This is a genomic window from Streptomyces bullii (assembly GCF_042657145.1).
In the GTDB taxonomy this organism is placed as follows: domain Bacteria; phylum Actinomycetota; class Actinomycetes; order Streptomycetales; family Streptomycetaceae; genus Streptomyces; species Streptomyces bullii.
In genome coordinates this window covers 252951-275871 of record NZ_JBHSNY010000004.1, presented here as the reverse complement: position 1 = coordinate 275871, position 22921 = coordinate 252951, and the positions used below count along the sequence as shown (strand labels likewise).

Genomic DNA, 22921 nt, shown 5'->3' with positions numbered 1-22921 from the left:
CGGATCACCCCGGCAGCGCGGGCCGGACGGGGCTCTCCCCGTCCGGCCCCGCCCCCGCCCGTCACGCCAGGAGATGAGGAGAGCACTGATGACACGGCACCGGCCCAGCCTGTACGAGGCCGCGGGGCAGGCCATGCTGCGCGCCGCGGTGCACACGACCGAGCCCGTCATGCCGCCCTGGCCGGCGTCGACGGCGCCCATGGACGAGTGGCGCGCGTGGCTGAGCACGGTATGGTCCGACGCTGACTTCCGCAGGACCGTGTCGCAGGCGAGCCCTCACCTCGCCAAGCAGGTGCTGGCGATCATCGACGGCCGCACGCCGAAGGTGCGACGGATGCGCCGGGCGGCACTGTCCACGGCCCGCTACGCAATCCGCTATGCACGCCGCTCCACCCCATACGGCCTGTTCGCCGGCGTTGCTCCGCTCGCCTTCGGCCAGGCCGCATCAGTCCGCTTCGGCGACGAGCATCAAACCGTGGCCCGCCCCGAGCCGGTCGGGCTCGAGGAAGTCCTCAGCGCCTGGGAGAGCGACGCCGCCCGCATGGGCGACGCCGAGGTCTGCGTCAACACCCTGATCCGGCAGCGCGATCAGCACATCCACGTGCCGTCCGAGGGTGACGCCGAGTTCCGCCTCGCTCTCAGCCCCGCGCTGCGTCTCATCCTCGGCCTGGCCCGATCGCCGATCGGGTACCGCCAGTTGTCCGACAAGCTGGCCGCGGAGTTCCCCTCCGTGAGCGACACCGCGCGCGACCGGCTGCTCGGTGAACTGCTGCGGGTGCGGCTGCTGCGCTCCTCACTGCGCGCGCCCGCCACCGTCGCCGACCCCACCGACGTCTTACCGCATGCAGCATGCGCTCAGGCAGCCGGCCTGCGGGCAGCGTGCGACCTGCGGCTGGACGCCGACGTGCGGCTGCCCGAGCAGGTACTGACCGAAGTGGAGACCGCGGCGACCGTCCTGGCCCGCCTGGTCACCCATCCGACCGGGACACCGACCTGGCGGCGGTGGATCGAACAGTTCTCCGAGCGCTACGGCGAGAACACCGCGGTGCCGGTGGACGTGGCCACGGACCCCGACCGGGGCCTGGGCTTCCCTGCAGGGTTCGTCACGGCGAACGAACCGCCCCGGCCGATGTCCCGGCGCGACCGCCTGCTGCTGGAGCTGGCCGGCACCGCCGCCGCCGAAGGCAACCGCACCATGGCGCTGACCGGGGCGATGATCGAGGAACTGGAAGCAGCGGCCGGCGGCAAGCCCCATGGCCTGGCGCCCCACCTCGAACTGGCCGCACAGGTCCACGCCACCTCCGTCCCTGCCCTGGACCGGGGCAACTTCCGGCTGCGCGTTTTGACCGTCTCCCGCTCGGCCGGATCGATGACCGGCCGGTTCTGGCACCTGTTCCCCGGCGCCGAGGAGGCGTACGCGCACCTGCCCACCATCGATCCGGAGGCGGAACTCGCACAGCTGTCCTTTCACGCCGGGCGGGTGCCGGCCGACCTGCTCACCCGCGCGCCGCAGGCACTGCCCCGCGTCGTCAGTGTCGGCGAATTTCGCCACCCCGGCCCGAACGTCCTCTTCCCCCGCGACCTCGCGGTCTGCATCACCGAAGGCCGCCCACAGCTGATGGAGTACGCGACCGGGAAACGGCTGGAGCTGCTCGCCCCGACCGCGATCAACTTCCTGTGGAACCACTACACCCCGCCGATGGCCCGCTTCCTCGGCGAGGTCAGCCGGGCCATCTCACCGCAGGTGACCTGGTTCGACTGGGGCGCCGCCTGGACTCTGCCCTTCACCCCGGCGCTCACCTACCGGCGCACCATCCTCACCGCCGCCCGGTGGAAGATCCGCAGCCGCGCACTGCCCGCCCGCACCGCACCACTCCGGCAGTGGGCAGATCAACTCCATGCCTGGCGTGCCCGGTTCCGGGTGCCGGAGCGGGTCCTGCTCGCCGAGGACGACCAGCAGCTGCCCCTCGACCTCACCCGCGACGTCGACCTGGACCTCCTGCGAGCACACCTGGACGCCAGCCCTTTCGGCATCGCCACCCTGCACGACGCGCCCCCGCCGGACGCCGACGGATGGATCGGCGGCCGGGCCCACAGCATCGTCGTCCCCCTGGCCAGGCGCTCATGACCACGCCGATCGTGCCCCGTACGCAGGACCTGTCCGAGGGCGCCCTGGGGATGGCCCTGCTCGACATCGAGCGCCGGGACCTGTCAACCGCCCGCCGCCACCTCGCCCAATCCATCGGGCGGGGAGTGAGCACCGGCAGCAATGCATCCCTCTTCCACGGTGCACCCGCCCTGGAATTCGTCCTCGATCGCGTTCACGCGGCCGGTAACGACGTCCGCGCGGCCGTCGACCGCGTCGTGGAGACCCGGCTCGCCGCAGCCCACCGACGTCAGGCGGCCGGCGCGCTACCCCACCTCGCCGAATGGGACCTCATCCGCGGCCTGACCGGACTCGCCGCACTATTGCTGTCCCGCCGCCCGATCGCGCCCCGGCTGCCCGACGTGATCGCCTACCTCGTCGCGCTCGCCCACCCCGCCCGCAGTGAAGGCCGGATGCTGCCCGGGTGGTGGTCGGCGGTCGGCCCGGACGGGAAGGAGATGGCCGGCGGGCACGGCAACAACGGCATGGCCCACGGCATCGCCGGGCCCCTAGCCGTGCTCTCCCTCGCCCTGCGCGCCGGCGTCTACGTCCCGGGCCAGGAGGAAGCGGTCGGCACATTCGCCACCTGGCTCGACCGGCATGGCTCCCACTACTGGTCCACCGCAGCACACCTGGACGCCCAGCAGCCTCCCGCGCCGGAACCGGCCCGCCAGTCCTGGTGCTACGGCCAGCCCGGCATTGCCCGCGCCCAGCAGCTCGCCGCGCTCGCCCTCGGCGACTCCGCCCGCCGCCGGGCGGCCGAGGACACCGTCGAGACCATCCTGACCGACCCGCTGCGGCTAGCCCGCATCACCGACTCCACGCTCTGCCACGGCTGGGCCGGCCTGCTGACCCTCACCCGCGCGGTCGCCGCCGACAGCCCCGCGCCCGCACGCTTCACCCCCATCATCCAGAACCTGCACCGACGGCTGGCCGACGACTGGGAGCACCTACCCAAACCCGGATTCATGGAAGGCCGCGCTGGCGCCCAACTCGCCCTGAACGGCACCGACATCACGGGCTGGACCCGCGTCCTCCTGCTCACCTGATCCTCTCCCCGCCGCCTCGCAAGGAGTTTTCTGCCCATGACCTTCGACGACGAGAACCTGCCGATCCCCCCGGACACGTCCTGGTGGCACGCCTCCGTGGCCTTCCCCGACCAGCACGCGGACGCCGCCCGGGCCCTGGCGACCGCGCTGTCCGGGCGCCGCTTCCACTTCCTGCGCAAGGACGCCGGTGTGCGTCTGCGCACCGAACAACCCGCCAACGACTTGCTGGACCAACTCGTCGCCGACCGCGTGATCACCGGCTGGACGGGCGGGATGTACGAGCCGGAGACGCACGCCTTCGGCGGCCCCGAGGGCATGGAGGTCGCGCACGACGTCTTCTGCGCCGACAGCCCGGCCGCGCTCGCCGAGACCGGCCTCCCCGGCGCACGTGAGCGCAGCGTGATGCTGCTGTCCGCCATGATCCGTGAGGCCGGATTGGACCCGTTCGAAGCCGGAGACGTGTACGCCCGCTGGGCTGCCCTGCGGCCCGCCGTCGCCCCGCCCCAGGGGCCCGCGCTGGAGACAGCCGTCACCGCAATGCGGCGGCTTATGAACGCGGACGCCGCCCTGCGCCCGACGCCGGAGCCGGGCTGGGTCGAGCGCGTCGCCGCGTTTGAGGACGCCGGCCGCCGCCTGCGCCGGCTCGCCGCTGACGGCCGACTGATACGCGGAATCCGGGGCGTCATCGCCCATCACGCGATCTTCGCGTTCAACCGCGCAGGCGTGCCTGCCGAAGCGCAGGCCGCCACCGCGTGGCTCGGCCGTCACGTCGCCTTCTCCACCGGAGAAGGAGCTGACGTGCCTACCCGCAAGTCCGCTTCCGCGGACCCTAGCCTCCCTCGAATGGAGACCCCCGTGACACCCGTAACCGACCCCACCGAGCTGCGCGAATCCCTCGTCCAGCGGCTCGTCGGCAGCGGCCATCTGCGCAGCAAGGCGGCCGTCGACGCCTTCCGCACCACCGACCGGCACGCCTTCCTGCCCGGCGTCGACCTGGAGAGCGCCTACAAGGAGGACGCGGTCCCGATCAAGCACGACGAGCACGGGGAGATGATCTCCTGCATCTCCGCGCCGTCCATCGTCGCCACCCAGCTCGAACAGCTCGGCGCCCAGCCCGGCCACAAGGTCCTGGAAGCCGGAGCCGCCACCGGCTACAACGCCGCCCTCCTCGGCAAGATCGTCTCCCCAGGCGGGCAGGTGTGGACCCTCGACGTCGACCAGGACCTCGTCTCCGGCGCGAGCCAGCACCTCGCCGAGGCCGGCGTCGACAACGCCACCGCGGTGATGGCCGACGGCGCGGCCGGGCTGCCCGAGCACGCCCCCTACGACCGGATCATCTTCACCGTCGGCGCCGGCGACGTGCCCGTGAAGATCCTCGACCAGCTCGCCCCCGGCGGGCGCCTGGTCCTGCCGATGCGTATCCGCGGCAGCATCTCCCGCAGCTTCGCCTTCGAACGCGACGGCGACACGTGGAAGACCGTCTCCTGCGAGATGGCCACCTTCATCCCGCTGCGCAAGGGCGTCTGCGACGACGTGTACACGCTGGTGCCGATGGCCGGCGAGGGCACCGTGCGCCTGGAGACGTTCAGCGAGCAGGACGTCGACCGCGAGGCGCTGCGCACGGTCCTCGACGAGCAGCAGACCAAGCTCTACACCGGGGTGAAGTTCCGGCAGGGCTCGGCGTGGGAGTGGCTGTACCTGTACCTGGCCTGCGTGCTGCCCAATGGCCTGTCCCGGCTGCCGGGCCAGCGCCCCGGGTTCACTCCGCACTTCGGGTGGGGCTCCATGGCGGCCCTCGACGGCGGGTCGCTCGCGTACCTGACCATCCGCGAGGGCGAGGACGACAAGGGCCGGTACTGGGAGGTCGGCGTGATCGGCCACGGCGAGGGCGGCGCCGGCCTCGCCGAGCGCGTCGTGAGCGAGATCCGCGCCTGGGACGCGACCGGCGGCAACGACGCCCCCGAGCCGGGCTTCCGGATGGCCGTCGCGGACTCGCGTGACCGGCTGACGGCGGACGACGCCCGCTTCGTCGTCGACAAGCCTTACAGCCGACTGGTCGTCGACTGGGCGCGCAAGGGCTGAGCCGATGATTCCCGCGATAGCCAGCCGCATCCCCCTGGTCCGCCGCACCAAGGCGCCCGCGCTCCCCTTGGCCGAGCGCATCAACCACCTCACCGGGCTGACCGTCGCGCCCGCAGGTGCGAGCCACCATGACCTGGTGGCCCGCGCCTGCGGGGTCCTCAACTACGCCGCGCTCATCGCCTCCGACGTCGGCCTGCCCGACCTGGCCGCCGATTTGTGCTGGCGCCAGCACCAGGTCTTCACCGACGCCGGACGCCTCAGCGGACGGGTCGCCGTCATGTCGCTGATGCCGCTCGTCAACCTCTCCCGATTGCAGACTCGCGCCGGCCACGGCGAACTCGCCTACGGCTTGTTGTACTGCCTCAACGACGCTGCCCGACATCGGAACAAGGCTGACATCGAGGGCCGCACCGTCGACCTGTCTGCTCTGACCGGCACGGACGAGGACCACCGCACGGTGTGCCAGGAGCTGTACGTCACCCTGCTGGTGGACGGCGCCCGCGCCCTCGCCCAGATCGGGCGGTGGACCGACGCGGCCGACGCCATGGCCCGGCATCGGGGCATTGGCAACCGGCTCCTCGACGGTCGCCAGATCAAGATCATGGCCCTGATGGAGCAGGGCCTGGACCAGCAGGCCCGCGACCTGATCGACACCACCCAGCCCACGGAGCCTTGGGAGAGAGCCATCGCCCTCCTCCTGCACGCCCACTGTCGGCCCAACGACACCCCCGTCTCGGAACCCGACCTCGACCGCACCGTTGATGCAGCCGTCCAGCTCCTTGCCCATCCCGATCCGCCGACCGCCGCCTTCCAGACCCGGACGGGCTTGTCAGCCCTGGAACTGGACCGCACCGGACGCCATGTCGCCCGCGTACTCGACTCCCTGGTCAGCGTTGCCCGACTCGACGCCTACGCCGCACGAGACGCACTGCACCACCCCGTCGCCGCGGCCGCCCTGGACGATCGGGCGGCAGACGCGCTGAACGCGGTGATCGCCGCGGCCGGACTGGGATCCGGCGTCCTGTCCGTCCACCACCATGAGGCTCTGACGGGCGCGGTCGGCCACGCCGAGACAGAGCTGGAAAGGCTGCTGCAGGCCGAACCAGATCCCGGCTAGGAGGGGACGACCGGGATGGGCCCGCCGTGCTGCCCACGCTGTTTGGCGGTGTCGGCGTTTCGGCCATTTCCTGCCCGCGGCCGCTCCAAGCCAGACCAGGGATCCCACGCCCGCAGGGTTCCCTGACGCAGGAAATAGCAGGCTCCCCAGCACGACCGAATGACGTGTGTTCGATATCGCAGCCGTGTCGTTAGACCTCACGACTCTGCCGCAGCGACCGTCCTAGGGGGAACGATGACCTCGGCCATTACGCAGGACCAGCCGCCGCAACCGCCAAAGGGGACCGCGCCGGACGACGAACCGCAGGAGGCCGGTGTTCGAGAGGAGGAATACCTCTACCGCGACGAGTCGAGGCTCCAGGCCGGCTCCCAGCTGACCTCCCGCACCATGGCGCGGCGCCTGCCCTCGCTCGTGCGGCGCTCGGTGCAGATGGCCTGGCGCGTAGACCGCGGCGCGACCATCGGCCTGCTGGTGTGCCAGATCGCAACCGGCGTCCTCGCGGCCCTCGGCCTCCTGGCCGTCACGGGCACGATCACCGCGCTGATCTCCTCGGGCGGCATCACCGAGCGGCTGTGGGACGCCGCCCCGCAGCTGGCCGTGATCGCCGCCGCCACCGGCCTGCGCGCGCTGCTGGGCATCGCCGTCGTCTGGCTGACCGGCCGCCTGCGCCCGGTGCTCGGCCGGGCAGCGGAGCTGACGATGATCGAGGCCGCGCTCGGCGCGGAACTGGCCGCCAACAACAAGCCCGGCTACAACGACGCCTACGACATCGCCGACCGCGGCGCCCAGGTCACCCCCGACCTCGTCGAAGAAGCGCAGGACGTCCTCGCGGCGACCGCCACGCTCGCGGCCGGCGCCACCGTCCTGACCGTCCTGCATCCGCTGCTCCTGCCTCTGCTCTTCCTCGCGTGCCTGCCGCAGGCCGCCGCCTACGTGCGCTCCGCACGCGTGATCTACCTGGCCGGGCTGGAGACCTCCGGGCGGCGCAGGATGCTGGGCAAGCTGCGCTGGCACATGGCCTATCAGGAGTCCAGTGAGGAGATGCGCGCCTGCCTGGCCGGGCCCTTCCTGATCGGCCGGTACCGGCGGCTGGCCGCCTCGGTCAACGCGGCCGAACGCAAGGCCGCGAACACCGGTGCCTGGATGGGGCTGGCAGGAGCAGTGGCCGGCGGGATCGCCTCGACCGCGGTGTGGGCGGCGCTGCTGTGGCTCCTGGCCTCCGGGCGGTTGAGCCTGGCGGCCGGCGGCGGCGCCGTCTTCGCCCTCCAGACCGCCACCGGCTCGGTGCGCGGCATCATCAACGGCGGGGCACGCCTGGTGCGCACCGGCTGGTACGTGCAGGACTGGCAGAACTTCCTCGACAACGCCCACGGCCAGGCCATGACCGATTCCCGCGGCGCCCGTGACCGCGGCCCCGGAGCGTTTCGAGGTCCGCGAGGTCACCTACCGCTACGACGGCGCCCCCAAGGACAGCCTGAGCAACGTCTCCCTGCACGTGCGGCGCGGGGAGATCGTGGCGCTGGTCGGTGAGAACGGCTCCGGCAAGACGACCCTCTCGCGCCTGATGTGCGGGCTGCTGCTGCCCACCGAGGGCGACGTGGCCTGGGACCACGCCTCCACCGCGGACCTGGACCCGTGGGGGTCGTGGGAGCACGTCGCGCTGGTGCCGCAGAAGTTCACGTACCTGCCGCTGACGATGCGCGACAACATCACGTTCGGGCAGGGCGACACCAGCGAAGCCGCCCTGCTCGCCGCATGCGAGGCGTCCGGCGCCGCGGAGATGCTGCCGGGCCTGCGCTCCGGCCTGAACACCCTGTTGACCAGCGAGTGGTTCGGCGGACAGCAGCTCTCCGGCGGGCAGTGGCAGCGCCTGGTCCTCACCCGAGCGTTCCACCGGCAGGCGGCGCTGCTGGTGATGGATGAACCCACGGCCGCCCTCGACGCCCGCGCGGAGCACCGGATCTTCGCCGGCCTGCGCGAACTGGCCAAGGACCGCGCCATCCTGCTGATCACGCACCGGCTCACCAACGTGGCCGTCGCCGACCGGATCGTGGTCCTGGACCAAGGCCGGATCGTCCAGGAAGGCACATACGCCCAGCTCACACAGCAGCCAGGTCTCTTCCGGACCCTGTGGGAGCTGCAGCGCCGGATGAGCGGCGACACCCCCTGATCACCCCTAGCCGTTCCGCGCTGCCCACTCGCCCGTCCACCGTCTCGGAAGGCAGAGATACGTGACCTCTCCCGTCTCCCCTTCGGATCACGTCTCACCGCGTGCCGCTCTGCCCGCAGCGCAGTACGCCGCATCCCGGCATGCTGCGTGGCTCGGCGCCGCCGCGATCATCACCGACGAGGTCGGCCGAGTCCTGCTGGTGCACCCCACCTACCGCGAGGACGACTCGTGGCTGCTGCCCGGAGGCGTCGTCGAAGCCGGCGAACACCCGCACGTCACCTGCAGGCGCGAGATCACCGAGGAACTGGGCCTGGATCTACCCCTGTCGGCCGTGCTCGCCGTCCACTCCTTCTCCCCGCACCACCCCGACCTCCAGCCCGCCACGGCATGCCCCGGCGAGATCCGGTTCATCTTCGACGGGGGAACCCTCCGCCCCGACCAGGTGGAGGCGATCCGCCTGCCGCACGAGGAGCTATCCGAGTACGCCTTCCTGGAGACCCGAGACGCAGTGCAGCGGCTGCGGCCCGTGGACGGGCAGATCATGCTCGCCGCCTACCGTGCCCGGCTCGGGAACACCGCCACCGCTCATCTCGCCGATGGCTGGCACATCCTCGACGTCCCGGCGCTGGACCGCCATGACGTCCACGTCCGGTACCGGCCGCTGTGGGACAGCCCTCTCCACCGCGGCCCCGTCCCCGGGCAGCTGCCCGTGCTGCAAGCCTGGGCGTGGTGCTTCGTCCCCGACGGCCGGGTCGTCCTGGTGGCCGACCCCGGCCCGCGGGGTGCGCTGCCGATGCTGCCCGGCGGCACCGTGGAGACGACCGACGCGACGCCAGAGGACACCTTGCACCGCGAAGCCGCCGAGGAAGCTCAGCTCACTCTGACCGATCCGGTGCGACTGGGCTGGGTGCTGGACGAGACCGGCGAGGTCTACGGCGGGGTGGGGCCCAATGCCCGGCTCCGCCTGGCCGCCCGGGTCACCGCCATCGGGCCGGCGGCCGTCGACCCCGCCACCGGCCACCCCTTCGTCCGCCTGCTCGCCACGCCCGCCCAGGCAGCCGCCCTGCTGGGCTGGGGCCCGCCCGGCGCGCGGCAAGCCCGGCTCGCGGCGGAGACGGCACGCGAGCGGTGGGGCCTGCCCACCGCTCGCTCCGCCGCCATCGAGGAGATCCCTGCGGAGGGGATGCGGCTGAGCTGACCCGAACACGCACCCGCCCCGACTCCTCCCGCTCCACGGCCCTCTGAGGTAGCCCCATGCCGTTGTCGCACGACCACATCCGCACCACCGTCGAGACCTACCTCGCTCGCCACCCTCACGAGCGCAGGCAGCTCGGCGGCCTCCTGGACGCCCTCGAACGTCCCACCGACATCACCAGCCGCTCCACCTTCACCGGACACGTCACCTGCGGCGCGATCGTCGTCGACCCGCTCGGCCGCGTCCTGCACGTGCTGCACCTGGCGAGCGGGAAGGTCCTCGCCCCCGGCGGACACACCGAGCCCGCCGACGAGTCCCTGGCAGCAGCGGCGCTGCGGGAGCTGCACGAGGAGACCGGGATCCCGCCCCAGGCCGTCACGCCGTGGCCCGGCTATGAGGCCGTGCCGTTCGACATCGACATCCACGACATCGACGCCCACCCGGGCAAAGGCGAACCCGGCCACCAGCACTTCGACCTCCGGTTCCTCTTCCGCCTGCACCCCGCAACAGATGTGCCCGTGGTGCTGCAGGAAGAAGAGGTCGGCGGCATCGAGTGGCGTCCCGTGGACAGGGTGACCTCCCCCTCACTGCGCGAGAAGCTGCTCAAGCTTCCGCCCAAGACCGAATCGGATACGGCCAACGCCTCCGCCCTGATCTACAACGACCGCGGCGAGTACCTGCTCCACCTGCGCGACTACTTCCCCGGCCGGATCTGGGAGCCGGGCATGTGGTCCCTGCTGGGCGGCGGCCGAGAGCCCCAGGACGCCACCCTGGAACACACCGTGCGGCGCGAACTGGCCGAGGAAGCCGGCCTCGACATCGCCGACCTGACCCCGTTCGGCACCGAGTACGCCTCCGACAACGCCGGCGCGAGCGTGCCCATCGCCATCTACGCCGGGCACTGGAACGGCGATCCCCGCGAACTCCGCCTGACGGAAGGGGTGATGCTGGCCTGGTTCGCCCCCGACGACCTCCACCGCCTGCGCATCGCAGACACCACCAGCGACCTCGTACGGCGCCACGCCGCCAGCCTCCCGGCCAACGCTTCCAGCATTGCGTCGCAGAGCGGGCTCGCGTCGCACGAGGAGCGTCGCCCAGCTTCGCCGCACGGCACGGTCCTCAACGTCATCGGCGTCCACCTCTACCTGGAGCGGCCCGACGGGACGGTGTTGCTCGGGCTGCGCCACCCCGACTCCGCGTTCGCGCCGTCCACCTGGCACGTCCTGGCCGGCCACTGCGAGCAGGAGAGCGCCATCACCTGCCTGATCAGGGAGGCACGGGAGGAAGCCGGCCTGCGCATCGAGCGCCAGGACGTCGAACTCGTCCACGTCGTCCACCACATCGACCGCTCCGGGGACCGGCCCCGCATGGGCCTGTTCTTCCGCGCCCGGACCTGGAGCGGCGAGCCGGAACTGCGCGAGCCGGACAAGTGCACCCAGTGGAAGTTCTGGGACCCGGCCGCGCTCCCCGACGACCTCGTCCCCTACACCCGGGTGGCCATCGAGGGCATCCGCGCCGGCCGCCTCTACTCCGAAACGGGCTGGGCATGAGCACGGCCGCGCCCCCGCACCCGGACCTCCCGCCCGAGGAAGTGCGACAGCTCGCCGAGCAGGCGGTGGGACCCATCGTCACCTGGACGGACGCCTCCTGGGACCGCGACAGCAGCCGGGGGTGGCGGGCCGCCGGAGCACAAGAAGGGGTCTGGTACGTCAAGATCCACCAGAACGCGCGGTTCCACCACCGCGAGGTGGACGCGTACCGCAGCTGGGTCCCCAGCCTCGGAACAGCGACTCCGACCCGCGTGACCGCCGACAGCACGTTGCGGGCCGTCGTCATCACCGCGGTGCCCGGCCGGCCCCTGCACGGCATCGCACACCCGCCCGAGCAGCAACAGCTCCTCTTCCACCACATCGGCGCCCTGCTGAGGGGACAAATCAGCGACAGCGACCGCGCGCAACGAGGACGCCATCCAAGCGGCCATGGGACGGCTGCTGCGCGGGGAACTCCCGCCCGGCGGCAAGTGCGACCTGAAGACCCTGGCCGCCGAATCCGGCGTCACCCTGACCGGCTTCTACCCGAAGAAGAACCGGGACGGCAACCCCCGGCCAGGCCCCTACCAGCACCTTGCCGAGGGGTTCGAACGGCGCCTTGCGGTTCTGCAGCAGGCTGGCGAGATCGTCGACCCCCGGGCTGGGCAGATCGAACGGCTCCAGGCCCAGGTCGCCGAGCTCAAGGATCGGGTCACCAAGCGGGACGAAGCCCTGGCCGAGCTCACCGCGTTCAAGACCCTCGCGGTCTCCCAGATCGCGGCCCAGCACGATGAGACCCAGCGGCTACGGGAACAGGTAGCCGCCCCTCGGCAACGTCCGCAGGCTCCCGGCCAGCCGCGTGGGTACGGCGCCGTACGGGTCGTGCAGTTGAGCTCGATCTGCCCCCAGAGCGGGGCGCGATCATGGACAACCGGCGCCCTAGGAGGGGCAAACGCCGGACATGATTGTCGACTCTGCGTCCAGTCGCGCCCACCGGCACGCAGCTTCAGCAGGCTGCTTGGGCACGGGCGGGCGATAGGTTCGCGGATCTCCTATTGTGGCGTCCTTGCGTAGGGTCGGCGCTACACTCCCAGGGCGAGTGCTTCGACCAAGTGCGGCCACCTCGAACGGTAGGCAGCCGCCTTGGTGCAGCGGACGCCGTCCGGCGCAATACTGGCCGGGCTGGGGCGAAGGACGCCGCGGAACAGGTCAGCGTAGCCATGTGTGGCGTACGTGGTCAGCATGCCGTCTGGTCTCAGTGAGAGAGCTACAGAGCAACATGTGAACGCGAAGGAGGAGATGGGTTCCTCCAGGTTGCGGTACGGCTCGATGGGGCGCCCGAATTTCTCCTCGTACCAGAGGTGCACGCGAGCTTGGTTGCGAGGTTCAAGCTCCACGCCCAAGCCGTCAACACTGCTCAAGCAGCGTCGGATCACCACATCCTCTGCTTCGTAGGACAAATCCTCGGCATCATAGTAGAAGAGGTCGAAGTCGTGGATTCCCTGGCTCAGGTCGGCGTGGCCTGCGGCGACGTTCCAGACCGTTTGGAACAACGCCCCTGCAGTCAGGTACCACGGGGGGAGACCGAGGTTTGCGACACGTTCAAGTACGGCTCTCACATCAGGATTCCGAAGCACCAGCGCCACGAACGCTCTCTCTTGCTCGATGGACGGAGCATCGGCGAGTGCAGGCAGATCGGTCGCAGTGAGCGAGTCCCAGGGGTAGTTCGGAGCGCAGAAGTAGCGGTAGTCGAAGAGAGCCACCGATCAAGCTTCCCATAATCCGGCAGTCCCCCATGCACTCAGCGTGCGGGCCCCACTCAATCTGGGAGCGTGACCCGCACTGCGCCGGCGCGCCCCGTCATCACTTCAACAGAGCTGTCATGGCTGAGTGGTCGCTGATCCGCCGCGTCCGCACGCTGTGCGTATAGCCGCAATCGGCGAGCCTGTGGGAGAGAGACTCGTCAATCAGCATGTGGTCGAGGCGCTGTCCGCCCATAGGGCCGTACCAGCTCAGGTCGGTACCCTGGGGGTGAATGTGCCGGTAGGCGTCGACCAGGCCCAGGCCCAGGAGACCGCTGTAGAAGGCGTAGTCGTGCTCCTCGAAGTCGTCCGTGACGGGCTGGTGTCCGGGCTCCAGTACATTGAGGTCACCCGTGATCAGGAGGGGAGTCCCAGAGTGAGCTGTTCTGTGCTCGGTGAGAGTCTCAAGGATGCGCTTCTGGAACTCTCGCCGGGCCGTGCTGCTGTCAACACTCATGCCATTGGTGACTGAGTACAGCCCCACTACATCCAACGGCCCGAAATGCGTGGCCAGCCGGGCGATAGCCAGGCGAGGCGTGCTGTCGTTGGTTTTGACAGGCTGCACCTCGTAGCCCTTGGTAGCGATGACGCTCCGGTAGCGGTCGTCTGGGCCCGCAGGGACGCGGACGGCTTGAAAGCCGCTGCTCTCGAGTTCTTGAATCAGGCGGTTTCCGCTGTCATTGACCCTCACCTCCGTCAGGACAAGAACGTTGTGCTCAGTCCCGTAGAGCCACTCCAAAATGTCGTCGCGGCGGGTGGCGGGCGAACCCTGGACGTTGAGGGTGAGCAGGCGCACTTCTCGCTCCGCAACATCGTCGGAGACGACGTCGTGTGAGGACCCGAAGAGCAGCCCCTGCATCACGTCGTCGGTCATCGCGGTGCCCTTCCGGCAGCCAGGCCGTTGGGGCGTCCGGCACGGATGATATCGATGGTGGTACGCAGGCGTTCCTCGGTCATGCGTTTGGCGGCGCGCTCCTCGGACGTCTCTTGGGCGGCACCCTTGACGGTGAAGGAGCTGCTGCGGTCGGTTTCGATGATGCGGAAGCTGTCTTTGACCGCGGGACCTCGGAGCACCAGCGACAGGGTTCCCGCTTCGGCACTGACCGAGTGCACAGCAGTGTGATGCAGGGCATACCAGTCGCCGGGGCGTTCGGTACGGACGGAGAGCGGTCGCAGGTCGTTCGGGTCGACGTCGGCAAAGCCACTGTTGTCGCCGTACTGGGTGTGGCGGTAGGAGCCAGTGAGGATCATCGAGGCGAAAGGCCAGCGATGGTCGTGCGGACGGTCGAAGTAGCCCTCGCGGAAGAGGTGTGCGCGGATGCGGTAGCCGTGCTCCTTGTCGTTGTGCAGCACGACCTTGTCGAGGAAGTCGTATGTCTCGCACATTTCGGAGAGCTCAGGGTCCGTCGGCACCGCGTCGAGCAGGCTCAGCAGCAGCGCCCAGCGGTCTGCGGTGAGGGCAGCGAAAGCCTCCTCCGCTGCCGGGAAGACCGCCTCCATGTCGTCCCAATCCAGTCCGTGCAGGGAGGGCAGCGGGAGAATGCTAGTGGTCATATTGACGACTCCTCAGAGGTCGTGGTCGAGGGGGCGAGGTCGGTGTAGTGCCGGTCTAGGAGGCGGCGCAACGCCGGATGCATCCGGTACCAGCGACGCGCCGCACTCTGGTCCTGGCGCCTGCCGACGGACAGAGCTCCGGTTACTGCGTAGTCCGCCGCCGTACGGGCCAGCAGCGCGATTTGAGATGCTTTGACCGCGGCCCGCAGGTCCGCGCTGTCGGCTGGTACAACAGCGGAGGCTAGAACCTCGCCCGCGTCCACGGCCGGGGTAACCCGGTGGACGCTGCAGACAGGGTGACGGCCCGCCAGGCGCGCCCAGGCGACAGCATCCATGCCGCGAAAGGCGGGCAACTCACCGTTGTGGGCGTTGATGGTGCCAGCCGCAGGAACGCCTAGCACCAGGGGTGGGACGACGTCCATGCCCAGAAGCACAAGCAGACCGGTGTTCCATTGCGCCAACTGCTCGGCAGCAGCGTCCCAGTCACCGTGCGCGAGGTGCCGCTGCGGCAGCGTCATGGGGATTTCTGGCAAGGCGCGAACACGTGCGGCGTTGCGGGGCTCCGGATACCAGGCTGCGGCATACGCGCTGTCGGCAGGGACGCCACCAGGTGCAGGCGCGTGGTGCAGGACGCCGTGCACCGTGAAACCGCTGCGCCGTGCGGTGTCCAGGAACAACGGGAGCCCCCGGGAACCCTCACCCGCGAGCACGACGATGCGGCTGTCTTCTGCCCCTCGGCCCTTGGGCGACAACCCGTTCGGCTCGGCGTATGGCACAGGAGGCAGGGTGGGCGGGATCGCGGCGGCGATACGGGCGAGCCCATTGTGTGCGGACGCCACCACTTCGCGTGCCACCCGCCCGCGGCCTGCGGCACGGCCCGACAAAATGGCGCAAGCAATCAACTTCAGTGCCGCGTTGAGGTAGCGCGGGTCCTGCTCCCGCTCGGCGACCGCTAGCCAGGAATCAGCGACACCGAGGAACAGTCCTATGAGTTCCTCATCTGCAGCCCGGGCCCGCTCGTGGACGGGCGGGCGGAACAGCATGGACGTTTCGGCCTCATGCAGGAGTCGCTCGTCATGTGTGTCGCCGCTCCGCAACCAGTCATGCGCTGCGGAACGGACTGCAGGGGTGGCGGTACGCAGCCGAAACAGTCCGGCAGGCGGACCGCTGCTGGGTGTCCCCTGAGCTTGTGGCAGGGCCGGGCCGGCCTCCTCGCCCAGGGCGGCGAAGAGACCCGGGACGAACACGTCTCCGTCAACGAGATCCTGCAGGCGGAGGACGGAGGCGATGGCTGTCATCGGACGACGGCGGCGGCATGCCGCGTGAGCGTGGCGAGTTGGTGCTCGACCGATGCCTCGTCACCCGGATAACCCCACAGCGGGCCCTTGAAGAAGGAGCGGATAAAGGCGTCCGCGCCCGGGAAGTCACTGGCCTTGACGTCTGGTACCTCGGTCCAAGACTGCGCCCGGTGAGTACGGTGGAAGAGGGGTTCGTGAGCGATGACACCAGTGGAGCCGGGGATGTCGAAGTCAGCACCGTCAGCGGTGAGGCGATCGACGAATTCAGCCATGGAACAAGTGGCCGCAGTCGCGTCATAGCGCAGCCCCATCACGTACAGCCCGAGCTCGCTGCGGCCCTCAGCTCCCCGACTGAGAGAGACTGCGGGGTTACCAGCCAGCGCCTTGTCGAACCGGTCCAGGATGTGACGGCGTCGAGACTCGATGTCAGTCGCCGCAGCAAGCTGGTCGATGCCGATGGCCGCGCCCAGCGTGGTGGAGCGCGACTTCAGACCCATACCGGTGAGTGCGTAGGCCGCATGAGGTCGGTCAGCGGGGATCTCCTGGAAGCAGCGCTTGTTGTACTGCCCGTGCAGCAGGGCGAGTTCCTTGAAGTGAGGGTTGTTCGTGACGAGAACGCCGCCCTCACCAGTGGTGATGGCCTTCTGGTTGGTGCTGAAGACGGCCATGTCACCGATGGTGCCCACTCGTTGCCCGTCCCAACTGGCGAAGTGGGCGTGGGAGCAGTCCTCAAGCAGGAGCAGGCCGTTGTCTCGGCAAAAGGCCTTGATGGCGGTCATGTCGCACGGAACGCCCCACATGTGAGTGACGATGACGGCGCGAGTACGCTCGGTGAGCAGGCGGGGCAGGGACGCGGGGTCAAGGTTGCCGTAGGCGTCCGCGTCGGCAAACCTCACCTGTACGCCTTCGTAGGCGAACGGCGTGGCCGTGGCGAAAAAGGTGTAGGCGGGGGCGATGATCTCGTCGCCCTCAGTCAGGCCGGCGGCCGCGCACATGGCGTGCAGACCCGCAGTGCCCGACGACATCGCGACGGCGTGCTCAGTACCGATGAAGGCGGCGAAGGCCCGCTCGAACTCTCCGATGACGCCTCGACCGTCCCGGTCTGATAGGGAGCGGCTCATCTGCTTCAGCACGGCGCTCTTGAGGGAAGAAGTCGGGTTGGGCCAGACGTAGCGAGCGGTGAATCCCTCGGAGCCAGCGGGCTGAGCGGCCGCCGCCGAGGTATCGAGAATGCCCGAGATGAGCGAGACCAGTCGTGCGGCGGTCTCCTTCACATCCTCCTGGTCGGGCACATCCACGATGTGCCAACCCTCGTTCTCGGCAGTGGTTGTCAGGTTGTCGAGCGTGCGCTGTTGATGGTCCAGGAAGGATTGCTCGCCGAGTTCCGTGTATTCCCTGTTGTGCATGCCGAGTTCGGTGGGGCGCAGGGTTCCCTGTCGGCGTTCCCACATGGCCTTCGGGGAGGTACGCAGCAGAATGACGTGATCCGGGCGGCGCACCCTGGCGAAGAGCCGGTCCAGGTCGGGATCGGCCCAGCCCTGGTCTGACAGCTTGGCCGCCAACTTGTGGTACCAGCCGTCCACGATGACCGGTCCGTCTGCGAGGGCGGGCCTCACCACATGCTGGCCGTGCGCGCTGAACCAGGATGCTTGCAGGTGCGCCCAGAAGTCGTCAGTTAGGTCACGGCTGTCACCCGAGCTCCAGAGCATGTTGGCAAGCTGCTCCATGAGATGGGCGACGAAGGGCGAGGTGTCGGCTATCTGGCGGCGATCTAGGTGGCGCAGCCCGCGGTGGGCCAGCAGCGAGGCCACCGAGCGGGCCAGGGTGGTCTTTCCGGCTCCATCCGGACCTTCAAGGACGATGAACGGCGCGGTCATGCAGGGATTCCTTTACGAGGGAGGGGTCGGTCGGTCATATCGAGACGCAGCCGGAGGCAGGCGTGATCGCTGAGACGCAGATCGCGCGGCGCGTGATCGTAGACACGTGCCAAGACGCGCTCAGGTGTGCTGGTGAAGGCGTGGTCGAATCGGAAGCCGTTCCCGGTACGGCCGAACCAGGAATGCCCGCGATCGTGCGGTAGAAGGTGGCTGAACACGTCAGTGAGTCCAGCCTGTCCGAATGCCTCGTAGAAGTCGTATTCCCAGCGTCCGAAGACCCGGTGGGCGGGGATGTGGTCGGGTTCGACGACGTTCAGGTCGCCAGCGATAACCACACAGGCATCCCGGAACCGCTTCAGCAGCCCGGGCAGCGCCTCGACAACGGCCTGCTGGAAGGCGCGTTTATCCTGATTGCGGCGCTCCCGTGAACCGCGCGAAGGGACGTATAGACCCCACAGACCTACTGGCACCTGGCCGTCCGGCCGTAGCAGCGCCGCAGGCCCTCGGTGTGGCAGAAATCTGATGCACGCGTCGACGGGCTCCAGCCTGTACCTGCAGGCAAGCACTGTGCGGTAATCACGGCCGGCCGTGGGCAGTGCGTGCCAATATGAGTAGCCAAGGGTGGTGAGCTCGTTGATCAGGGTGGCGCCTCCGAGACCAGCACCAACCTCAGTAAGGACCAACACGTCGACCCTCGGCTCAGCGGCGAGCCAAGCAGCCTGACGAATCGCGCGGTCAGGGGACGCGTGCTGGGTGTTGAACACCAGCAGGTCCAGTGTGGCTGCATTCACCGGGAGGCCGCCTTCTCGTCCACGAACACCTCACCCATCGTGTTCAGCTGGTGCTGCAGGGACTGAGCAGTGGCTAGTACCAGTGTCAGCTCTTCTGCGCTCAGCTGGTGATAGACGGCAGCTACGTTCTCCCGTACGTGTCCGGGGGAGGTGAATCCGGCCAGGACCGCGGTGTGCTCGCCGAAACGCAAGCAGGCACCCAGAGCAGCTCGGACCAGGTTTGCGGTCGTGGGGCCGAAGTGTCGTCGGAGAGGGTCTAGTCCCTGGTGAACCACATCGAGCGCGGCAGGGGTGAACCAGCGCTTCCGCAGCCGGTGGTCGCCTGCGCCGAATCGGGTCGGCTCACCCGGGCGGTACTTGCCTGTCAATAGTCCCTGCCCCAGAGGCTTGTTGATCAGAACGCTCGTGCCGTGCGCAGCGGCAAATGCAAAGAGGTCCTCCTGTCCAGGGCCCGGGGACGGCGTCAGCGCGTTATAGCGAACTGCGAGAAACTCCGGGCGTACGGCCTTGAAGAGACGACGAAAACGGGCATGCTTATCCTCCCGCTCATCAGAAGTCAGCTGCGTTCGCTCGCTCGCCAGGCGGTGCGGACCGCGCAGGCCCACACACCGGATAAGACCTTCTGCCTGAAAGGCCCGCATCTGAGCGATGGCCGCCTCCAAGTGACGATCGCCAGGGCCGAAGTCGGGGTGATGGAAATGGTAGATGTCCAGGTGGTCAGTGCCCAGGTTTTCCAGCGTTGTCTCCAGTTGGCGACGCATGTGCGACGGGAGGTAGCCGTGGGCCGCTGTTCCGGAGAAATAGCCGACCTTCGAGGATAGGACGACGGAAGCCCGCGGGACCTGTCGCAGCAGGCCGCCCAAAAGGCGCTCGGAGTGGCCGTGCCCGTAGACGTCGGCAGTGTCAAAGAGGTTGACGCCGAGTTCGTACGCCGTCTCGAGCGCTTCGCGGGAGGCAGTGTCCTCGGCGGTGGACCAGCCCATCGGAACCCCGCGGTTGCTACCCGGACCTCCGATCGGCCAGCACCCGGCACCCAAGGGGAACACCGTCAGCCCGCCGTTCAGTACGCGATGCGGCACGGGCCGGCCGACCAGGGGGGCAGCTGCGGGATCGTACATCTAACTCTCGCCTTTCGAACAGCGATGGTAGAAGCGGATGAGCTAGCTTCACCGGTATGACGCCTGTCGCCACCTCACTCGACCTGCGCACAATCGTTGGGCACGGTTGGGCAGAGTCCGATCACTTCACCACGGTCGAGGCTGAGCGCGCCCGCCGATTCTGGCATGCCATCCGCGCCCACGACGCTGATCTGACTCGCATCCGCCAGCAGGCAGGCGCTTTGGTGCAGCGGCGCACCGGTGCGAATTGGTGCGACTTCGGCTCGCTGGGCCTGCACCTCAACCTTCCCGGCTCGGACGTGGACCTCGGCGCGGCGGTGGCGAGCCACCGATGGCCGCACGTCCGGGCCGCGCTGGCGGACTGCACCGACTACCTGGGCGTTGTCCGTACCCCGTTCGCCAGTGTCCGCCTCGCCTTCTCCTGGCGGATCGGGCAGTCGATGGTGGACCTGAGCGTCGTGACTCCCGATACCTACGAAGAAGCCCGCCGCATGCTGGTGCGCATTGATACGGGGATGACGCGAGACGACCGGATCCGATACACGTGGGTGAAACACTTGCTGCACGTCTCTGGTCGGAAAGAGGAGTACGCCGCCTGGAAGCTGGCACCCTACCGACGTTTCTGTGCCGGACTCGGACCGTTTCAGCACTGAGGCGCGCCAGGTCGTCTCCCTCACGTTCCGCATGGATCGGCGGTGTTGATGAGGTCCCACGTGGTGGCCGACGCCCATCGCTCATGCTGTGTCAGGAGCGTCCTGCGGTGCTGTGCAGGCAGGACGGCAGCGACCTGCCTCAGGGCCTCGCCCATGCTGTCGCGGAGGATGGTCATCTCTCGGTCTAGAATCTGTTCCACACTTTCGGACAGTGCGGCCTCCGTTCCTTGAGAGGGCTCGGTGGGCTGTTCGTCGATCGCGTCGATCAACGAGCCGAGAACCGTATAACTGGCATCCTTGAGTACGCTGCGTGTCTCTCGGACGACTGCGCGCGGCGTCCCGTCGAGGATCTTTTCCTGGGACTTGAGTGTGTAGTCCAAGGCGAAGTTGCGGTCCACCCACAGTTGGGCCCAGTGGGAGGCAACGCCGATGCGCCAGTCCGCGAACTTCGCATCAACTCTGCCCATCGATGGCCGCGCCTGTCCCGCGAGGCCTGCCTGTTCGACCCGCCGAGTGTAGGCGGCGCCGATCAGGCACTCCATGCTGACCAGCATGTAGGAGATGCCGGTGTGCAGTGCCCGTGCTGAGGAATGCGTGGCGACGAACTGCTCGTCGCGAACGCCCTGGACGATCTCCTTGACAGACAGCTGGGGCTGCGGCCTCAGCAGCAGGTCGGTGCGCCCCTGGAAGGCGTAGGTGGCCTTCAATTCCTCAAGCGTCATCAGGTGGTCGAAGGTGATGTAGGTGAACCGAGTCGGCACGCCGAGAGCCGAGAGCGTGCGGATCGCCAAAGCGTTCTGATCACCCGTGGTCTCCTTGTTGAAGCGCTCCAGGATGGAGTCGACACCAGACTCGACGCCGAAGAGCATCCGACGCAGTCCACGGTCGAGGAGACCGCGCCACATCTCGGCCCTCTCGACGTGCCAGTCCTCGGCGCGGTCGGTTCGGACGACCTGGTCGACTCGGCAACTCGACTCCCATTTGAAGCCGGCATCGTGCACGGCTCCCGCAACCTCCAGGGCGCGCTGGACGGCTTCTTCGCCACGCCCGATGAACTCCTCGTCGACGAGGTAGAGCACCCGCGCGGTTTCGGGGTGGCGATCGAAGACGTTGCTGATCTCCGCGAGGATCCAGGGCAGTTGCTTGGCCTCAGACCCTGACCAGATGCCCTTGTGACCACGCGGGCAGAATGAGCAGTAGTTGGTGCAGCCGCGACTCGTCTCGAGTTGAGCCACACCATGGTGCTGCAAAGTAGCCGGCAGCAGGTCAAGTTCGGGAAGAATGTCGCTACTGGCATCACGCGTGATCGGTTTGGGTGTGCGGCGCCTCCCGATCGTCAGCGCCCCGCCGCGCCCGGCTCCGTTGAACCCGAGTCCGGGTATTTGCTGTTTGTCCATGTCTCCGTGCCAATGCTGGAGCAGCGCTTCTATCGTTGCCTCCCCACCGCCCCTGGCAATCAACAAGTCGGGGAAGCGTTGCAACAGCAGCGCCTCATTGCGGACGGTCAGACTGCCGCCAGCGATGATGGTGGGCGGGTCAGGCAGGGAATGCACAGCATCCAGTAGCTCAACCAACAAGTCGTGCTGGCCGAAGGTAACGCTGATACCCAGGATGTCGGGCTGTTCAGAGGTGACTCGCTCGATCAACCCGCGTAGCTCGATGCCCAACTGCATGTCGACCAGACTCACGGTGCCCAGCAGTTGCGATCGAGCCGCGCGGGCCACGTCGCTGATGCCAAGAGGGAAGCGGGGCAGCGGAAAGTACTCGGGGTGATAGAGAGCGGCCAACAGCACCCGAGGACGCGACAGCCGGTGTACGGCCTCCTCGGTGAGCTGGGCGAGGGACACGGCAGCCAACGGATCGTCCAGGGTTATGTGCTCATGCGTCCATGCGGGCCACGCTCTGCTGATGTGGGGGAGATTGGCTAGGTCGGCTACCACCCAACGCCCGTCCCTCCGCTCGATGAACACGAGTCGGCGATCCAAGGATCCGGTGACGCGAACACGCCCGACTTTCGATCCGAGGGAGCTTTTGAGCTCCCCTTGGATCTGCTGCGGATCGATCAAGACCGACATGAGGTCTGACGTCAGGCTCGTCGCTGCGTCCTCGCTAGGTTCGCAGGCCAGTTGAACGGCCTTGAGTAGAACGACGGACGCCTTCGATATGGGCTCACGATCCACAAGCATGTACATCCTTTAGGGAGTCGTTGAGTTCGTCGTGCGATTCGGCAGCCTCAATTCAGGCAACGCAACACGAGCCGCCCGTTCCTCGCCTCGTCATTGAGGGGGCACGAGCCGGCTGGGAACTTCGGGCCTTTCTAGGCAGCGCGCGCCGTGGGCTCAGACGATGGTTTCGCGCAGCAGGGATGACTGCAAAAGTTTGGGCGCTAGTTTTCAGCCAACCTTCGCTCAGTGGTGGCCGGAAAGGCCCCTGCTCACCCCCCTGCAAGGCTCATGTAAACCTCGAAACACCCTACCCATCCAGCGAAACCGGACAAATTATCGCCACTCGACACCTTTCAAGACGGCCGGTCCAGAAGC

16 protein-coding genes and 1 pseudogene are annotated in these 22921 nt (G+C 68.5%); 8 read left to right on the top strand and 9 right to left on the bottom strand.

Annotated features, from left to right (window positions below; translation table 11 throughout):
* Positions 1-88: 88 nt before the first annotated feature.
* The 7 genes and pseudogenes from ACFPZJ_RS12590 to ACFPZJ_RS12560 all read left to right on the top strand — a co-directional run bounded on the left by ACFPZJ_RS12590 (position 89) and on the right by ACFPZJ_RS12560 (position 11309).
* Positions 89-2128, top strand: a complete 2040-nt coding sequence (locus tag ACFPZJ_RS12590) for a lantibiotic dehydratase family protein (RefSeq protein ID WP_381020557.1) — start codon at positions 89-91, stop codon at positions 2126-2128.
* Positions 2125-3195 (top strand): lanthionine synthetase C family protein, encoded by a 1071-nt coding sequence (locus ACFPZJ_RS12585; RefSeq protein ID WP_381020556.1) that lies wholly within the window; start codon positions 2125-2127, stop codon positions 3193-3195. The genes ACFPZJ_RS12590 and ACFPZJ_RS12585 overlap by 4 nt, the downstream gene beginning before the upstream one ends.
* A 36-nt stretch (positions 3196-3231) precedes the next feature.
* Positions 3232-5277 (top strand): methyltransferase, FxLD system, encoded by a 2046-nt coding sequence (fxlM, locus tag ACFPZJ_RS12580; protein ID WP_381020553.1) that lies wholly within the window; start codon positions 3232-3234, stop codon positions 5275-5277.
* A gap of 4 nt (positions 5278-5281) precedes the next feature.
* Positions 5282-6394, top strand: a complete 1113-nt coding sequence (locus tag ACFPZJ_RS12575; RefSeq protein WP_381020548.1) for a hypothetical protein — start codon at positions 5282-5284, stop codon at positions 6392-6394.
* Between the two features lie 234 nt (positions 6395-6628).
* A pseudogene (locus tag ACFPZJ_RS12570) lies at positions 6629-8564 on the top strand (ATP-binding cassette domain-containing protein).
* A 61-nt stretch (positions 8565-8625) separates the two neighbouring features.
* A complete protein-coding gene (locus tag ACFPZJ_RS12565; protein WP_381020546.1) occupies positions 8626-9762 on the top strand; it encodes an NUDIX hydrolase in 1137 nt (378 codons plus the stop codon).
* A gap of 56 nt (positions 9763-9818) precedes the next feature.
* Entirely contained in the window at positions 9819-11309 is a 1491-nt protein-coding gene (locus ACFPZJ_RS12560) for an NUDIX domain-containing protein (protein ID WP_381020544.1), read from the top strand.
* Between the two features lie 384 nt (positions 11310-11693).
* On the opposite strand, the gene ACFPZJ_RS12555 is transcribed toward ACFPZJ_RS12560, so the two are convergent.
* The 8 genes from ACFPZJ_RS12555 to ACFPZJ_RS12520 all read right to left on the bottom strand — a co-directional run bounded on the left by ACFPZJ_RS12555 (position 11694) and on the right by ACFPZJ_RS12520 (position 19728).
* Positions 11694-12077 carry a hypothetical protein gene (locus ACFPZJ_RS12555; protein WP_381020541.1) on the bottom strand — a complete coding sequence of 128 codons (384 nt, stop codon included), beginning with the start codon at positions 12075-12077 and terminating at the stop codon, positions 11694-11696.
* A 293-nt stretch (positions 12078-12370) separates the two neighbouring features.
* Positions 12371-13051 (bottom strand): nucleotidyltransferase family protein, encoded by a 681-nt coding sequence (locus ACFPZJ_RS12550; RefSeq protein ID WP_381020539.1) that lies wholly within the window; start codon positions 13049-13051, stop codon positions 12371-12373.
* 100 nt (positions 13052-13151) lie between these two features.
* Complete coding sequence (locus ACFPZJ_RS12545) at positions 13152-13964, bottom strand: endonuclease/exonuclease/phosphatase family protein (protein ID WP_381020537.1); 813 nt, start codon at positions 13962-13964, stop codon at positions 13152-13154.
* Positions 13961-14644: a hypothetical protein gene (locus ACFPZJ_RS12540; protein WP_381020534.1), complete on the bottom strand. Its 684-nt coding sequence runs from the start codon at positions 14642-14644 to the stop codon at positions 13961-13963. The genes ACFPZJ_RS12545 and ACFPZJ_RS12540 overlap by 4 nt, the downstream gene beginning before the upstream one ends.
* Positions 14641-15942, bottom strand: a complete 1302-nt coding sequence (locus ACFPZJ_RS12535) for a formyltransferase family protein (RefSeq protein ID WP_381020532.1) — start codon at positions 15940-15942, stop codon at positions 14641-14643. Before ACFPZJ_RS12535 ends, ACFPZJ_RS12540 begins: the two co-directional genes overlap by 4 nt.
* Entirely contained in the window at positions 15939-17819 is a 1881-nt protein-coding gene (locus ACFPZJ_RS12530) for an aminotransferase class I/II-fold pyridoxal phosphate-dependent enzyme (RefSeq protein ID WP_381020529.1), read from the bottom strand. The genes ACFPZJ_RS12535 and ACFPZJ_RS12530 overlap by 4 nt, the downstream gene beginning before the upstream one ends.
* Positions 17816-18610, bottom strand: a complete 795-nt coding sequence (locus tag ACFPZJ_RS12525; RefSeq protein ID WP_381020526.1) for an endonuclease/exonuclease/phosphatase family protein — start codon at positions 18608-18610, stop codon at positions 17816-17818. The genes ACFPZJ_RS12530 and ACFPZJ_RS12525 overlap by 4 nt, the downstream gene beginning before the upstream one ends.
* Entirely contained in the window at positions 18607-19728 is a 1122-nt protein-coding gene (locus tag ACFPZJ_RS12520; RefSeq protein ID WP_381020523.1) for an aldo/keto reductase, read from the bottom strand. Before ACFPZJ_RS12520 ends, ACFPZJ_RS12525 begins: the two co-directional genes overlap by 4 nt.
* A 56-nt stretch (positions 19729-19784) precedes the next feature.
* On the opposite strand from ACFPZJ_RS12520, the gene ACFPZJ_RS12515 reads away from it, so the two are divergent.
* Positions 19785-20381: a hypothetical protein gene (locus tag ACFPZJ_RS12515; RefSeq protein WP_381020520.1), complete on the top strand. Its 597-nt coding sequence runs from the start codon at positions 19785-19787 to the stop codon at positions 20379-20381.
* A gap of 20 nt (positions 20382-20401) precedes the next feature.
* On the opposite strand, the gene ACFPZJ_RS12510 is transcribed toward ACFPZJ_RS12515, so the two are convergent.
* Entirely contained in the window at positions 20402-22561 is a 2160-nt protein-coding gene (locus ACFPZJ_RS12510; protein WP_381020517.1) for a B12-binding domain-containing radical SAM protein, read from the bottom strand.
* Between the last annotated feature and the right edge of the window lie 360 nt (positions 22562-22921).